This window comes from Leptospira gomenensis (assembly GCF_004770155.1).
Lineage (GTDB): Bacteria > Spirochaetota > Leptospiria > Leptospirales > Leptospiraceae > Leptospira > Leptospira gomenensis.
In genome coordinates this window covers 17,138-33,774 of sequence record NZ_RQFA01000080.1, presented here as the reverse complement: position 1 = coordinate 33,774, position 16,637 = coordinate 17,138, and the positions used below count along the sequence as shown (strand labels likewise).

Below are 16,637 nucleotides of genomic sequence, written 5' to 3'. Positions count from 1 at the left end.
TCTTCCTATAGGACTATGAGTCAATCATCGCTTGAATTAATCCAAAACAACGGTGCCGTTTTGATCAATCGAATCCGTCTCGGTTTAGTGATTCTTTTTACCTTATCCATCCTTGGGGCATTGCGGGCATTCAATCCTACTCAGTTGATCATTCATTCCGCCGGAACTTTCGTAATGGGCGTTTACTGCGTCGCGATTTTTGTTTGGAACCGTTTCGGTCGCGTTCCGAAATCGATTCAAAAACTTTCCGTGGTTATGGATTCCTCCGTTTTAAGCTCGACCTTGATCTTCGATGCGATGATTTCTCCCGAAGTGGCTGCCGGAGTGATGAAGAACGTGATCTTATTCTTCATCTATTTTTACATCAATATATACGCGGGGTTGTTGGGCGAAAAACGTTTCGTGATTTTGATCGGTATTTTGGGTGCTCTCGGCGCCGCAACCGCGTTGACCGTAGGAGTTCGTTTCGGAGTAGTTCTTACGGAAGATCCGAGTCTCGGGGGAAAACCCGGAGTTCTGACTACGAGTGTAGAAATCATCAAAATCGTTTTCGTTTTTACGGCGGGTTTGATCCTCGCACAGCTAATGAATATGTTTACGAAGTTGTCCGAGGAAGCCGGAAAACTCGCCGAAGAAAGTAGAATCTTTCTTCAAAAATTAGAGACCAACCAAAAAGCGATTCACGTTTCCGCCGAAACTCTGGAAACTTCCATACAGAATTTCGCCGAGTTCATCAACAGTACCGGAGAAAAGATGGAATCGCAGGCGGCTTCTCTCGAACAAGTGAACGCAGTGATAGAGGAACTTTCCGCCGCCTCACAAAACACTGCGGCTTCCATAGAAACGCAAAACAGCAGTTTGGTGGACTTGGATCAAAAGGCCAAAAATCTCGGCGATATCGTGGAAAGCATCGCCCAGTTCTCGAAAGATCTCGGTTCCTACGCGAACGAGAATAAAAAGGACATGGAAAACGTGTCAGAAGCCGCCGGTAAAACCGATTTCTTTTTACAGAACATTTCCAATTCGTTTAACAAAGTGGACGAGATCAATCAGATCATGGGAGAGATCGCTGATAAAACCAATCTTCTCGCGCTCAACGCATCGATCGAAGCGGCAAGGGCGGGTGCCGCGGGACGGGGTTTCGCCGTTGTCGCCAACGAGGTGAGTAAACTCGCGGAATTCACCTCCGAAAACGCGAAAAACATCTCCGAGATCGTGAAGAAATCCAGAGAGTTTATCGGTGAAGCGAACAAGGCTTCCTTCGATACTGGCGATCTTACGGAACGTCAAAAAGGAAAAATTTCGGAGACGGTGAATCGTATCGAAGAGATGAGTAAACTTTATCAGGAGCAGAGAGCGATCATCCGGAATTTCACGTCTGAAGTGGAAAGGGTAAAACGACTTTCCGGAGAAATTTTCCAATCCACGAAGGAACAGATGGTCGGACAAGAAGAGATGGTAAAAACCATGACCCACCTTGAAAAAGAAATCAACCAGATCAATCAAGAGTCCGGCAAACTTCAATTCGAAGTGGAAAAAATCCGAGCGCAATCCTCCGAATTGAAAAATCTAAGCGTGGCTTAAATCCAGCGGTGCTCTCAAACACTTACGATTTACAATTTAGATCCACGTTCCAAAACTGACCGTGAAGAGAGGGTTCTTCATCTTTAGGAGCGTGGATTCATGTCTTATAACGTAAAAGCGGCGATTATCGGAGGAACGGGACTTTACAGTCTGGACGGAATGGAGTTGATCGAGGAAATCCATCCGGATACTCCTTGGGGAAAACCTTCCGATAAAATAAAAATCGGAAAATACAAAGGAAAGTTGATCGCATTTTTACCGAGACACGGAATCGGTCATTTTCTTTCACCTTCCGAAGTTCCGAATCACGCGAACATCTGCGCATTAAAGCAGCTCGGAGTCGAAGAGATAGTCGCCTTCAGTTCGGTCGGAAGTCTTCGCGAAGAGATCAGACCTTTGGATTTCGTTTTACCTTCGCAAGTGATCGATCGAACCAGAAGCAGAAACTCCACGTATTTCGGAAACGGAGTCGTAGTTCATGCGCCTTTTGCGGAACCCTTTTCCGCGAATTTGGCGAAACGAATCGAAGCGACCGCCAAAAAAATCGGATTGGGAATTCATACGGATAAAACGCTGATCTGTATGGAAGGGCCGTTGTTTTCCACCAAAGCAGAATCGCACCTTTATCGTTCCTGGGGAGCGGACGTCATCAATATGACCGTTTTTCCGGAAGCGAAGTTGGCGAGAGAAGCGGAGATCGCATATCAAATGATCTGTATGTCCACGGACTACGATTGTTGGAGAGAAGGCGAAGAATCCGTAACTTTGGAAATGGTCATCGCCAATCTCGGGAAGAACGCCGAAACCGCAAAGAAACTTCTTGCGGAATTGATTCACGTGATCGGAAACGGCGACGATCTTAGTCTGAAAAACAGCACGAAATATTCCATAGTAACCGCTCCGGAAAAAAGAAATCCGGAAACGGTGAAAAAGCTAAAATCGCTTTTTCCAGAATACTTTTAAATCCGAACCCTCGATTTAAACTTCATCGCCGGATTTCATCGAGGCTTTTTTTCAAAACCTTATGATATTCCGGAAACGAGGATAAGTCGTTGTGCGAGCCGCCCGGTATGACGTGTAACTCCGCGTTTCGATTTAGTTCTTTCAGTTTTTTGAATATGATTTCGGAATGTTCAAAAGGGATGACTTCGTCGTTCGTTCCGTGAAACAGGATCGTTTTCGATCGGATTTTCTTTAATTTTTCCAAATTTTGAAACCGGAACCTAAACATCCAATTCTTTAAAAAAGGATAATATACTTTTGCCAAGGACGGCAGATCGGTAAAAGGGGTTTCCAAAAACAGGACCATATCGGGATGTTTCGAAACCAATTCCGTCGCTATTCCGGTTCCGATCGAACGACCGTAAATTACGATTTCTGAATCTTTTATCTTTTTTTTATTCCTTAGATGATCGAGCCACAATTCGGCATCTGAATACATCGATGTTTCGGATAACGTTCCCGTGTTTTTTCCGTAACTCCTGTAATCGGTAACGAGAACGTTCCAACCTAAGGGAAGAAAATCCTCGGAAATTGCGCCCCATGTTCGGAGACTTCCCGCGTTTCCGTGAAAGTAAAGGATCGTTTTTTCGGATTCGTTGACTTCCGATCGAAAATAAACTCCGTAACTTTTTTCTCCGTCCGTTGTCGCTAAAACGATCTCTTCGAACGGATCCCGAAAGGAAAACGTAAAATTCTCGGGAAGTTTTTCCGGAAAAAAAATCAGTTTGTGCTGATGATTCCAACCGGTAAAAAAGATCGCGGCTCCGAAAAATAAGATCAAGATAAGCGCTACAGCCATAGGTCGTTTCATTCTAATATTTCGCCGAAATTTCCCGGTTCCAAAGTTCTTTACCGTTCACGTCGAAAATTTTCAAAAACAATTTTCTCTCTCCTTTTTTTCCGGCGACCGTGATCGTTCCGAAATTTCTACGATCCACAAGAGTTCCTTCTATACGCAGAGGGTTTTTTTCGGTGATCGGAGAATAATAACCCGACGTCAACGGCGAAACCGTAAAATCGTAGATCGGTTCGTTTCCTTCCTCCCATAAAAGATTCAATTCGGTATGATGCCTATCCCCGGTCAAAAAAACGACGTTCTTAAGTTTTAACTCGCGGATCGCGGAGAGGATTTTGGATTTTTCCTCTGGATACGTCGCGTAGTTTTCGAAGACGGCGTTCGGATTCAGAAATTGTCCTCCGACGGCGATGAACTTGAACGTGGCTTTCGAGAAAGCGAGGGAATTTACGAGCCAAAGAAACTGTTTTTCACCGAGAATTTGTCGCGGTCCTATCGCCTTATTGTTGTTAGCTGTTCGAAAACTCCGATTGTCCAAAAGAAAAAACTGAACGTCACCCCAAGTAAAGGAACCGTAAGTGCCTTCTTTGGAAAAGTTTTGATTTCCCCAGTGAAGTTTGAACATTTCCTCCGCCGTATCTTTCATCCAAAAAGAGGAATCGCCGTCGTTGGGACCGAAATCGTGATCGTCCCAAATCGCGTATTGATGAACCGATGCTAAAAGAGGAGCTAATTCCGGAATGCCTCTCTGATGTTTGTATCTGTGAAAAAAACCGGTTCTCGAATCCCAATCCGTTTCTCGGAGATAAATGTTGTCTCCGAGCCAAAGCATAAAATCCGGTTTTTTCGAAAGAATCGAACCGTAGATGAAATATTCGCCTCCGTAAGGTTTTCCAGGTACGTCGAATTCGGTTTCGTTGACGTACGCACAACTTCCCAATGCGAAGGTAAAATCGGGATGATTTTGACCGGCCGCAAAGAAGGACTGTGTTCGAAACGACTGTTCGTATTTCGCCTCCGTTTTTTTTCCGTCAATCACTATGTCGTAATTATAACGTTTACCCGGCTCCGTCTTATCGGCGATCAATTTCGCTATGAATCCCGATTCGGCCCTCGTCGTCACTTCTTGTGATCGAAAAACTTTTTTAGGATTTTGAACTTCATAATATACTAATGTAACTGAGGACTGTTTATCCGTTTGTACCCATACCATAACCTCTTTTAGAGTGGAATAGCCGAGCATCGGACCTGAAACGAGAACGGAAGGGTTTGCGTTTGCGGAGAACGATCCCGCGATCGAAAGATACAAGAATAAAAATCGAAACGAAAATTCGAAGCGAAATGGAATTTTAATGATCATAAAAATCGTTTCCCGAATAGAAGTATCGGTAGTGTGGCGGACGTTTTCAAAAATTCAAGATAAAGTCGGATTCGAAAAAAAATTCGTTTACCCTTATTCGATTTTAAATCCGTCCTTCAAAAATAAAGCCAATTCGTCCAAGGCCTTTTTCGCTTCGGGAATCATTCCCGCTAAATTAAAATAACCGTGAATTAAAGTTTCGTACCGGGTGAATCGGACGCTAACTCCAGCTTTTTGAAGCGAATCTATGAATTCCATTCCTTCGTCCTGTAACGGATCGAAACCCGCTAATTGAACGTAGGTCTTCGGAAAGTCACCGTATCTTTTATGAAATATCGGAGAAGCGACGGTTTCTTTTCCTTCGTCCCGAGAATTTAAGTAGTGTTTGTTGAAGTAATCGAGGAGTTCGTTCGTAAGTGCGTACCCGTTTCCGAATTCTTTCCGACTCGAATTCAGCCGAAAAAGATCGAGATACGGATAAACAAGAACTTGAAAGGAAGGCGATTTCGATCCTTTTTTTTTGGATAAGATGCAGACGTTTGCGGCGATGTTTCCTCCGGCGCTGTCCCCGCCCACGGCGATTTTCTTCGGATCGATGCCCAGTGCTTTCGCAAAAGAAACGATCCATAGATACGCGGCAAAACCGTCCGTTACCGCCGAGGGGTACTTATGTTCCGGTGCGAGTCTGTAATCGACTGAGATAATTATAATATTCGAAATTTTTGATATATATCGCAAAGAAGAATCGTGTGTTTCCAGGTCGCCTATCACAAAACCTCCCCCGTGGAAATATACCAACGCGGGAACCGGGTCTTCGGTTTCCGAAGGACGATAGAGTCTAACTCCGATTCTCCCGCTTTCGACCGGAATCGAAAAATTTTCGATTCGATACGTATTTTCCTTCGGAAGATCGAACATCCCTACGGATCGCCGGTAAAATTTCCTAGCTTCGGAAGGAAGTAAAGTTTCGATATTCGGTTTGGTTTTCGCCAAACACAAAGCCATCTGAAGTTTCGGATCCAGTGTCCTTCCCCGTTTTTGCCGAACCCCTCCCGATAATTTTCTTAGAATCGTTTCGGGAAGACGCAATATCCATCGTAAAAGAAAACTCTCAAATTTTTGCAAATGCGGCGGCCTTCTTTTTTGCTCCGTTCTTTGAAACTGCGGTTCCGTTTTTGGCAACGGGTTTGTGTTTTGCGATCGCCTCGACGTTCGGAATACTTCCGCTTTTCTTCGCTCGTTTGCTCCCTCTTTTGAATTCGGACTTCATATCGAATAAAAAATCCTCGAAATCGACCTGCATGGTATGTCTGGAAGATGTTACGTACCGTTTTTTCATCTTCGCTTCGTATTTTTCGATGGAACGGTTCATTTCTTCGACCGACGGCATTCGATAATTTCCTGTGAGATATTCGGCGATCCATTTTCCTTGGAATTCTGCCAAAGGCATAATGGCCCCTAACGGTTGATATAAACCTACGAAAAAAAGATTCTTAAATTCAGGTTTTATCATGCGATGAAATAAGGGAAGATGATTGTCCTTCGCGGAAATCAAACCTTCCCTAAAGAACGGAAATTTTACGTTATATCCCGTACAATATATTACGGCGTCGATTTCCTCTTCGGTTCCGTCCGTAAACTTCACCTTATTTCCGTTATACGATTCTATGTTCGGTTTCGGAATCACGTCTCCTCTTCCTAAACGAACCAAAATATCCTGCGAAATCGTAGGATGGGCGGCCCCCGGTTTATGATCCGGCTTTTGCAGACCGAAATCCTCCATTTTGCCGACTCCAAAACGAAGTACAAGACTCATGATAAAACTTTTTAACCAAAACGGCGTGTGAACCGGAATCAGCTCGGTGGATTTATCGAGCGGTTTTCCGAATAGATAATTAGGAATGACGTAAGCTCCTCTTCTTGCGGCTAGAAAAACCTTTGCAGCAACACCCGGTCTGCAAAGTTCCACCGCGATGTCCATGGCACTGTTTCCCATTCCTAAAACGACCACACGTTTGCCGGTAAGTTTGATCGGGTTTTCCGGATCCACATACGAATGAGAATGAATGATCTTACCCGTGAACTTACCCGGAAACGGAGGATCCGGCCATTTTTGCGACCAGTGATGTCCGTTGCATACCACGAGTGCGTCGTAGTATTTCCGTTTGCCGTCACCGGTTGTGATCAACCAGGTTCCGTCTTCTTGGTAATCCGCTTCAACGACCGGATTTTTAAAGTGAATTCTTTTACGAAATCCGAAATGATTCACGTAGTCGATGAAGTATTCCAGAATTTTCTTATGCCCTGGATAATCGGCGTAACTTTTCGGCATCGGATAATCCCTATATTCCATACGATCTCGATGCGTATTGATATGAAGAGATTTGTATATGTTGCTCATCTTGTTGTCGTTGCCGAATCGCCAATTTCCTCCGACTTCGCTTCCCGCCTCGTAACAATCGAATTCGATTCCTTTATCTTGTAAGGATTTACAGACGGTGATTCCGCTTGAACCGGCACCGATGACACAAACGCGGGGCAATGAGGACATATTCCGCTCCTTTATACAATTTAATCCGAAGTGAAAAGAACAGGCGTGAAACCTGCTGGTTCTTTGTGGATACGTTTCGATAATGATACGGCGTTAAAATCCCGAAGAGTCAATTAAAAAAAGTTTTGAATTTACTAAACCTTAAAATACTACTGAGATACTTATGGAACAAGAAAAAAGAACAAATGTTCACTATGATTACGATTTCATAATAATCGGAAGCGGTTTCGGCGGTAGTGTGTCGGCGATGCGCTTAAGTCAGAAGGGATATGACGTCGCCGTGATCGAATCTGGTAAACGTTGGAAACCTGAGGATTTTCCGAAATCGAACTGGTCGCTTAACAAATACCTTTGGATGCCCCGGATCGGTTTTTACGGAATCCAAAGATTGAATCTTTTGAAAGACTTTTTTCTTGTAAGCGGCGCCGGAGTAGGCGGAGGTAGCCTCGTATACGCCAATACGCTTTACGTTCCAGGTGATAAGGTTTTGAATTCTCCTACCTTCCGGAAGTTGGGCGGAAAGGAAGGGATTCTTCCGTTTTACTCGATCGCATCACGCATGTTAGGCGTTACCCGAAACCCGCAATTGTACGAATCCGATTTCGTATTAAAGGAAATCGCCGAAGAGATGGGTCGAGGCGATACGTTTCGTCCTACGCCGGTCGGGGTTTTCTTCGGAGACAAACCGGGGATGTTCGTAAAGGACCCTTATTTTCTGGGGGACGGTCCGGATCGAACTTCGTGCAATCATTGCGGCGGATGTATGGTAGGCTGCCGATTCGATTCGAAAAACACATTAGATAAAAATTATCTTTTCTTCGCTGAAAAGTTAGGAACGAAAATTTTTCCCGAAACAAAAGCGATTTCGTTGGTACCGTTGAACGTCCACGGAAGTCCGGATCCTTCGGCTAACGGAGAATTCGGTTATCAAATCCGAACCAGATCTACGACCGGATTTTTCGGTTTTCCGGGAAAAACATTATATGCGAAAAACGTAATTCTTTCGGCTGCGGTTATGGGAACGGTCGGTTTACTTTCCAAGATGAAGGAAAAAGGGAATTTGCCCCGCCTTTCTCCGCGTTTGGGCGACAACGTCCGAACGAACAGTGAAACGGTTCTTGCGATCACCGACTTCGGAAATTCGTCCGATTATTCCAAAGGAGTTGCAATTACTTCGTCGATTCATCCGGACGAAGACACACATATGGAGCCTGTACGTTATCCGAAAGGATCCGATTTTTTCGGAACGATCGCCTCGGTTCTCACCGATGGAGGCGGAAAAATTCCGAGACCTTTGAAGTATTTTATCACTCTTTTTACCGATCCGATCTATTTCTTAAAAGCGTCCTGGCCTTTCGGCTTCGCGAAAAATTCACTGATCCTTCTTGTGATGCAGACATTGGACAACCGGATCAAACTGGTTCGGAAACGAAGGTGGATTTGGCCTTTCGAAAAAACGATGAGTTCCACTTTGACCGAAGGCGAAAAAACCCCTTCTTATATTCCTATCGCCAACGACACCGCGCGCAAAATCGCTAAGAAGATAGGCGGAGTTCCGAGAAGTTCCATCAACGACGTTCTGTTAAACGCTCCGATTACCGGTCATATTATGGGCGGATGTATCATGGGAGATTCTCCGAAGGAAGGTGTGATCGATTTCGAAAATAGGGTTTTCGGTTATCGTAATTTAAGGGTTTGCGACAGTTCCATGATTACGGTAAACCTCGGGGTTAATCCGAGTCTTTCGATCACGGCTCTTACCGAAAGGGCGATGTCCTTGATTCCTCCCAAAGAAGGTGCACGAATCCGCCGGTTCGAGTTCGAAATGAAGTTCGGTATTTCACGCGTTTTATTCGGCAAAAAGGACAAGGAAATCGCTTCCCCGAAAAAGAAGGTCGTCGGGGATAAGGCTTCTCCTAAAACGAAAAAACGGTCGGGCAAGCGTTGAACATTAGAATTTTATAATTTATTCTGAACGAAGGGATAACGCGTCTTTCTCGAAAAACGCTCCTTAAAAAACGAAAGGTGTAAGTATTCTTCTTTTCTTTCCTCTTTTTACGGATAAAAAGGGAAACGAGGTTATGTTGTGGTTTTTGAATCGATAAATCGTAAGGAATTATGGAAACAACAAGCGTTTTTCTCGGGAGCTTGGAAGGACGCCGCATCGGGAAAAACGATTCAAGTAACGGATCCCGCTACCGGACAAATTTTAGGATCCGTTCCTGCGTTAGGAAAAGCGGAAACGTTTGATGCGATCGAAACCTCTAAAAAAGCGTTCGTCGATTGGTCCTCGAGACCGGCAAAGGAACGGTCTTTGTTGATCCGAAGTTGGTCCGATCTGATGCGAAAAAACCGCGAAGACCTGGCCGTGATTATGACTTTGGAACAGGGAAAACCTTTGAGTGAAGCACGAAGCGAAATCGATTACGCCTCCTCTTTTTTGGAATGGTTTGCGGAAGAAGGGAAACGCACTTACGGAGATATCGTTCCGAGTCATAGAAAGGATACGAAAATAGAAGTTCTCAAACATCCCGTCGGAGTTTGTGGAATCCTTACTCCTTGGAATTTTCCTTCATCGATGATCACCCGAAAAGCGGGCGCCGCTTTGGCTGCTGGTTGTACGGTCATCTCTAAACCTTCCGAGTTGACTCCGTTTTCCGCACTTGCGTTAGTCGCTCTTGCTCAGGAAGCGGGAATTCCGGACGGAGTTTTTCAGGTCCTTACGGGTTATCCGGAAGAGATCGCAAACGTTTTGATCGATCACAATGACGTAAAAAAGATAAGTTTTACCGGATCCACTCGCGTAGGAAAGTCGATCATGGAACGTTCTTCTAAAACCCTAAAACGTTTGTCTTTGGAGTTGGGAGGTAACGCTCCGTTTCTCGTATTCGACGACGCAGATCTGGAAGCCGCCGTCAAAGGAGCGATTCTTTCGAAGTTCCGAAACGCAGGACAAACCTGCGTTTGTGCGAATCGTTTCCTGGTGCAAGACGGGATCTACGAGGATTTTATAGGACTCTTTTCCGAATCCGTTTCCAAATTGAAAACGGGAAACGGTTTTGATCCGGATGTGACGATCGGCCCGTTGATAAACGAAGCGGCCATCGAAAAGATGGAAGGTTATGTAGAAGACGCGCTACAAAACGGAGGTCAACTTCTTCTCGGCGGAAAGCGCCTTCCAGAGAAGACATTATTTTTTTCTCCCACTTTGATTTCGAACGTTTCGGAGAATTCACTTTGTTTTCGAGAGGAAATTTTCGGACCGATCGCGCCCGTTTATCGTTTCGAATCCTTCGAAGAAGGAATACGAGCGGCAAATTCCACTCCTTCCGGGTTGGCGGCGTACGCGTACACCAACGATTATAAGAAAATGCGAATTCTTTCCGAAAGGATCGAATCGGGAATTTTAGGAATCAATGAAGGACTGATATCGAGCGAACAGGTTCCGTTCGGGGGGATTAAGGAATCCGGTTTCGGTCGGGAAGGATCGAAATACGGAATTCACGAATATCTTCAGGTCAAATATGTCTGTATCGGCGGATTTTAACCGTGAAACGATCGACGTTAGTTTCTTTCGATGGGATTCGAAACGGGATAACGTTTCGTTTTGTGCCCGTATCTGTTTTCGGATTAATTTTTAAGCCGTTTGCGACGGTTAGAAACGTATAACATTCACTCGAAATTCCTTTTTGCTTGACGACGTCGGTTTTAAGATGTTTGTAGAGTGCCTGCCATGGACTCAATCTATCTTAATTATTTTTCTTTGGCTTCGCTTGTCGGAGTTCTTTTTATCGGATTCACCGTATTCTTCTTTTTTTCCATTCAGGAAAAGGCATCGGGCACTTTGTATCTGTGTTTCGGTTTGCTTTGGCTCGGAATTTTTCATCTCGGATATATGGTCGGATTTCCTTTTTACGGACCTTGGTCCGTATTCCACAGATGGATTGTGATTCCTTCCCCGTTTTTGGGACTTCTTTTTTTGATCATGTTTTTCTTTCATTATCCCGAACCCGTTTCTAAAAAAGTGATTCGTACGGGATTTATCCTCGCTATTTCGGTGATTCTTGCGATGTGTGCTTGGTATTTTTACGAATCTTTTTCCGCCAAACGCGTGTTTTATTTTTCAGGTCACTATTGGGACTTTCAGATCAATCTTTTCTACAAGGTTTATTCCGCGATGGTTCTCGTTTATACCGGTTTCTTTATGGGAATCGGAATTTGGAGAATGATCAAGTTAAAGGCCAAAGATAGGATCATTACCGGAATCATTTTGATTCCTTTGTCGATCATCACTTTATTTCCGGGAGTATTGAACGCGATGAGTCGCGACGGAGCGGTTTCGCGTGAGTTGTATCAGACCGTTTTGGATATTTCACTCGTGATCGGTTTATTCGTGATTCTGGTCGGTTACATCAACTATACGAGCGAAAAGACTTCCATTCTCGCGAGAATTATAGGAATTACCTTAGCGACTTTTTTTCTCGTTTTGCAGATCGTAAGTTTGTTTATTTTCAACGAATACGAAACTTCGTACGATTTGATCAAAAGAAAAGAGGCGAGGCTTTCCGTATCCGGAACGGACGTTTCCAAGGACGTAGTCTACGTGTTTCGGTACGATCCGGAAAACGACACAGCCACTGAATTTCTGAATAACGTCGGCATTCAACCAAACGTAGACGTTCTGCGCGAGTTCCGTTTTTTTAAAATCTCGCATACGTTATTCGAGCTTCCCTCGCTTCCCAAAAAGGTTTTCTTAGAAAAAGCGGAAGGAATTTTGGCGAACTCTCCGCCGGATTACGAAGCGTATCGCGCGGGTCTGAAGGAATTTCTCGCGGATCGTAAGGAGGAGAATCTTTCCGGAACCGACGTCGAACTTTTTTTCGAAACCTTGGAAAAGAAACTGGTAGTGTTAAGAAATAAATTCTTTCATCTTCCGCCGAAGGAAAAAAACGATTCTTCCGCACTGGAAAAATTGTTCCATTCCGAAACGCCCGGTCTTTCCGGATTTTTGAAGGAACTTAAACGGAACGCGCTTCACTCGAGTGTTTCGGATACGACTCGTCGCGAAAAAATCATCCAATCGCTTTTGACTCAGGTCCGTAAACAGGATGAAAGAACCTATAAAGGGGAACGCATCTACGAATTGGGAGGAAAAATTCCGAAACATTTTATTTCCTATTTTTACGTTTCTCCCGACGGCAAAATTTACGACGTCGGATTTCGGTACGAGTCTTTGCGGGAATTCCTACATTCCACCGGAAAAATCCTATACGTTTCCGCGTTGTGTATACTTTTGCTGGTCCTTGTCGGTTTCCGTTTTTTCTTTCAAGGCGCGCTTTTGAATCCGTTGGAAGATGTCGTAATCGGTTTACGGGAGGCGAATTCCGGAAACCTGGAATACAGACTTCAGGTGAAGGTGGAGGATGAAATCGGTTTTATCGCGCGTTCGTTTAACAGAATGGCGAGATCGATTCAAGCGGCTAAAAAACGTCTTCAACAATACGCCGACGAGCTTGAGGAGAAAGTACAGGAACGTACGAAAGAACTACAACAAACTTTGGAGGAAGTGCGGGAACTCAAACAACAACAAGACGGCGATTACTTCCTCACTTCGCTTTTGATCAAACCATTGGGTTCCAACAAGGCTCGTCAGGAAAACGTTAAAGTCGATTTTTTGATCGAACAAAAGAAAAAATTCTCGTTCCGTCGTTTTAACGACGAAATCGGCGGAGACATCAACATTTCCAACTTCATCGAGTTACAAGACCGATATTATACGGTTTTTTTAAACGCGGATGCGATGGGAAAATCCATGCAAGGGGCCGGCGGCGCGTTGGTGTTAGGCGCCGTTTTCGAATCCATCATCGAAAGAACGAGAATGGCCGCGAATATGAAGGAACAATCTCCCGAACGATGGCTCAAAAACGCCTTTCTCGAACTGCATAAGGTTTTCGAAAGTTTCGACGGATCCATGCTCGTTTCTCTCGTTCTCGGAGTGGTGGACGACGACGCAGGTTTGCTTTACTTTATCAACGCGGAACATCCTTGGACGGTCTTATATCGGGACGGTATCGCGAGTTTTATCGAAGACGATTTGATGTTTCGAAAATTAGGAACCACCGGAATGGAAGGAACCGTTTTCATCAAAACGTTTCAGATGGAACCGGGAGATATCATCATTGCAGGGTCCGACGGTCGCGATGATCTGCTTGTCGGAACGGATCAGGAAGGCGGAAGGATCATCAACGACGATGAAAAACTTTTCCTTAGACAGGTTGAAGATGCCCGAGGAGAATTACAATCCATCTACGAAGGGTTAAAATCCCACGGTTCCCTCACGGACGATCTTTCTCTCGTACGGGTTTCGTTTAAGGAAAGTTTGAGCGAATCTAAAATCGCGCAGGCGCACGAACGGGAACAGATCCGAGAGTTGCTCAGAAAAGCGAAAGATGGCGCAAACAATAAGGAATTAGAGGAGGCCGTCTCGTATCTAGAACAAGCCGAGTCGCTTAACAATCAGATTCCCGAAGTGAAAAAACTTTTCGTAAGTCTTTTCTTAAAGAAAAAAGACTATCGAAACGCGGCTCTTTACGCGGAGGATTATCTCAATCTTAAACCCGTCGATAAGGAAATCCTTTATATCGCCTCGACCGCAGCGAGAAGGTCGGGAAGTTTTCAAAAAGCGTTGGACTTCGGGGAAAGACTTCGTTTACGGGAACCGACCCACCTTAAGAACATAATCAACCTTGCCCAAGTCTATATCGCTTTGAAAAACTACAAACGCGCTATGGAAATGGTGGACATCGCGCTTTCCATAGATCCGAATCACGAGGTTATACTCAAGATTCAAGACGTACTTCGAAGGTTTTCGCAAAACGTATCTTAGGCGGAAAACTAAAAAACGTAGTCCGCTTTTAAACGGATTGGATATGGATGTTTACCTCACTTCGGATGGAATTCGAAATGAAGCAGTTCCTGTGAGCTTTTTCGTGAAGTCCTTCTAAGGTTTCATGATCGGGAATTTTTTCCCCTTCGAATCGAACAACGGGATAGAGATCGACTTTCGTAACGACCATTTTTCCATCCTGGTTTTTTTCCAAAATAGCTATCGCGTTGTCTTCGTAAGAGGAGACAACGTATCGGCTTTTCGCCGCGACCGCCAAAAAGGTCAAAAAATGACAGCTACAAACGGCGGCGGCCAACATCTCCTCGGGATTGGCAAATTCGGCCTTTCCGTAGGTTTCCAAGGTGGAAGAACCACTTAACGTTTGTCCCCCCGCATAACGGACCGTATGCGTTCGATCGTACGATTCGTATTTGAATTCTTCGGGTCCTTTTTTCCAGGATAAACCGACTTTGTGTTCGGACATGTGATACACTCCTTTGAATCGAAAAACCGGAGCAATCCCTAAATCCGTCGGTAATTAGGGAAAGAGTAACAAGTTTTCCGTTTCGTAAAAATATTCTTTTTTAATCGCGGGTTCGACTTTATTTCGTTTCAGGAAAACGTTCCACCCGAGGAAAAGTAAACTCAAAAATCCGGTCGATTCGTAAAGGCGTCAACCTACGATTTCGCGGAATTCGTTTATTAAAAAATTTTCACAAAATTATTTCCAGCGCCGATATTTTTTCGTCTCTTTACGTTTAGATAAATCGAAAATCCGGATTTATGATAAAGCGTAAGTTCGCTTTTTGGAAAAACCATTGATTTTTGGCTTTTGATAGCCGTTCTTATTAACATGTCCCAGAAAATTGAACAACAAAGAAAAACCGACGAAGAGATAATCGCTTCCGGTCCGAGATACATCAACTGGATCCGTCTTGTACTCGTTTTCCTCTATTATTCATCGATAGCCATGGGTTGGAATCGGAGCAGCGCCGCTCAAGTCACCGTATATTTGGTGGGCGTAACTACGATGTTGGCGTATTGTATATATTGTTTTATTAGAATGAAAATTTCGGGGAACATCTCGCATACTCTGAGTAAGGTGTTTCTCACGGCTGATGCGCTCGTCTTTCTTTTGGCGATGGTCGGTGCGGCGATGGGGCATCCGAACCACACTACCGGAGTGATAAAAAACGCCTTCATTTTCGGAATCAGTTTTTTGAATATCATCGTATCCGGGTTGTTGTTGTCGCCGAATTTCATCCTTTTTATCGGGGTGTTTTCCGCGATCACTCAGGTGTTGATCGTAGTTACCTGCGTATCGTACGGATTGATTTTGGTCGAGGATCCTATTCTTTCCAGTTCTTTGGGTTACGCTTCCGTTTCGGAACAGGTAACCAAAATCATAGCCGTGTTCGCGTGTACGTTCATCGTTCGGACCTTGGTTAAACTTTTTATACGTCTGCGCGAAAATTCGGAGATGAGACAGAAGGAGTTAGAGGAATCCCATAAACTCATCAACGAAAGAAGCGATAAAATGAGGCAATCGGCGGATTCCTTAAGAGGTTCGTCGAAAAATCTCAAAGGATTTATGGAGGACTTTTCGTTGTTGGTTTCTTCCCATGCGTCCTCGTTCGAAGAGATCAGCTCTACGATGGAGGAATTTCAATCGCAAACGGAAAATTCTTCGGAAAGCGTTAAAAATCAATTCAGCAATATCGAAACTTTAATCGGACATAGTAGCAGTTTAAAATCGATCATAGATAAGATAGCGCAGTTCAACGAGACTTTGGATCTGAGTATGAATAAGGTCCGTAAATCAGGTTCGATGGTAACGGAGTTCGTCGAGGATCTTTCGAAATCACTTTCTTCTTTGGGAGATTCTTTCCGTAGCGTTGGAGAAGTGAATCGTATCATGTCGGAGGTTGCGGATCGTACGAATCTTCTTTCTTTGAACGCTTCGATCGAGGCGGCGCGTGCGGGTGATGCCGGTAAGGGATTTGCGGTAGTTGCGCAAGAGGTGTCGAAACTTGCTGAAAGCAGCGCCGGTAACGCTGATTTGATTTCGAAGATCATCCGTGATTCCTCCAATCACGTATCGACCGGTCAAAAATCCGCGGAGACTACCGCCGAACACGTAAAAGAACAGGACGTCCTATTCCGCGATCTATTTTCGAGGTTCGACGAATTCAGCAAACTGTTCGTTCAACAAAGACAGATTAATACTCAGTTCTTTTCAACCTTGGATAAACTCCGCGCACTTTCCGCGGAAATCGAAGTTGCCTCTTCGGAACAAAAAATCGGTCTTACCGGAATCGTGGAAGCGATTTCATCCCTCCAATCCTCCATGGATTCCTTGATGGAAAAGAGCGACACTCTCGCTGTAATCGTTCAGGAATTGGAAGCGCAATCGGATTCGTTGACTCGAATCGGAGAGTCGTAAACGCGGTCCCTGCGG

The 16,637-nt window shown here is 44.6% G+C and carries 11 protein-coding genes; 6 read left to right on the top strand and 5 right to left on the bottom strand.

Annotated features, from left to right (window positions below):
* The first annotated feature begins 15 nt into the window (after positions 1 to 15).
* On the top strand, positions 16 to 1,584 hold the full coding sequence (locus EHQ17_RS17665; protein ID WP_135590963.1) for a methyl-accepting chemotaxis protein: 1,569 nt from the start codon (positions 16 to 18) through the stop codon (positions 1,582 to 1,584).
* A 99-nt stretch (positions 1,585 to 1,683) separates the two neighbouring features.
* Positions 1,684 to 2,547, top strand: coding sequence for an S-methyl-5'-thioadenosine phosphorylase (mtnP, locus tag EHQ17_RS17660; RefSeq protein WP_135590962.1), 864 nt, complete (start codon positions 1,684 to 1,686; stop codon positions 2,545 to 2,547).
* Between the two features lie 22 nt (positions 2,548 to 2,569).
* On the opposite strand, the gene EHQ17_RS17655 is transcribed toward mtnP, so the two are convergent.
* The 4 genes from EHQ17_RS17655 to EHQ17_RS17640 form a co-directional block, all read right to left on the bottom strand.
* Entirely contained in the window at positions 2,570 to 3,397 is an 828-nt protein-coding gene (locus EHQ17_RS17655; protein WP_135590961.1) for an alpha/beta hydrolase, read from the bottom strand.
* A 1-nt stretch (position 3,398) separates the two neighbouring features.
* The gene (locus EHQ17_RS17650) at positions 3,399 to 4,742 is read right to left on the bottom strand and encodes an alkaline phosphatase D family protein (RefSeq protein WP_135590960.1); all 1,344 of its coding nucleotides are present in this window, start codon (positions 4,740 to 4,742) and stop codon (positions 3,399 to 3,401) included.
* Positions 4,743 to 4,835: 93 nt separating this feature from the next.
* A complete protein-coding gene (locus tag EHQ17_RS17645) occupies positions 4,836 to 5,867 on the bottom strand; it encodes an alpha/beta hydrolase (RefSeq protein WP_135590959.1) in 1,032 nt (343 codons plus the stop codon).
* Complete coding sequence (locus EHQ17_RS17640) at positions 5,854 to 7,293, bottom strand: flavin-containing monooxygenase (RefSeq protein WP_135590958.1); 1,440 nt, start codon at positions 7,291 to 7,293, stop codon at positions 5,854 to 5,856. The genes EHQ17_RS17645 and EHQ17_RS17640 overlap by 14 nt, the downstream gene beginning before the upstream one ends.
* Positions 7,294 to 7,456: 163 nt before the next feature.
* Between EHQ17_RS17640 and EHQ17_RS17635 the strand changes: the two genes are divergently transcribed.
* From EHQ17_RS17635 to EHQ17_RS17625, 3 genes are all read left to right on the top strand, one after another.
* A complete protein-coding gene (locus EHQ17_RS17635) occupies positions 7,457 to 9,241 on the top strand; it encodes a GMC family oxidoreductase (RefSeq protein WP_135590957.1) in 1,785 nt (594 codons plus the stop codon).
* A 138-nt stretch (positions 9,242 to 9,379) separates the two neighbouring features.
* The gene (locus EHQ17_RS17630) at positions 9,380 to 10,840 is read left to right on the top strand and encodes an NAD-dependent succinate-semialdehyde dehydrogenase (RefSeq protein WP_135590956.1); all 1,461 of its coding nucleotides are present in this window, start codon (positions 9,380 to 9,382) and stop codon (positions 10,838 to 10,840) included.
* Between the two features lie 186 nt (positions 10,841 to 11,026).
* Positions 11,027 to 14,179 (top strand): SpoIIE family protein phosphatase, encoded by a 3,153-nt coding sequence (locus EHQ17_RS17625; protein ID WP_135590955.1) that lies wholly within the window; start codon positions 11,027 to 11,029, stop codon positions 14,177 to 14,179.
* 28 nt (positions 14,180 to 14,207) lie between these two features.
* Here the strand turns inward: EHQ17_RS17625 and EHQ17_RS17620 are convergent, their stop codons facing one another.
* Complete coding sequence (locus tag EHQ17_RS17620; RefSeq protein WP_135590954.1) at positions 14,208 to 14,663, bottom strand: OsmC family protein; 456 nt, start codon at positions 14,661 to 14,663, stop codon at positions 14,208 to 14,210.
* 369 nt (positions 14,664 to 15,032) lie between these two features.
* Between EHQ17_RS17620 and EHQ17_RS17615 the strand changes: the two genes are divergently transcribed.
* On the top strand, positions 15,033 to 16,622 hold the full coding sequence (locus tag EHQ17_RS17615) for a methyl-accepting chemotaxis protein (RefSeq protein WP_135590953.1): 1,590 nt from the start codon (positions 15,033 to 15,035) through the stop codon (positions 16,620 to 16,622).
* Positions 16,623 to 16,637 lie beyond the last annotated feature (15 nt).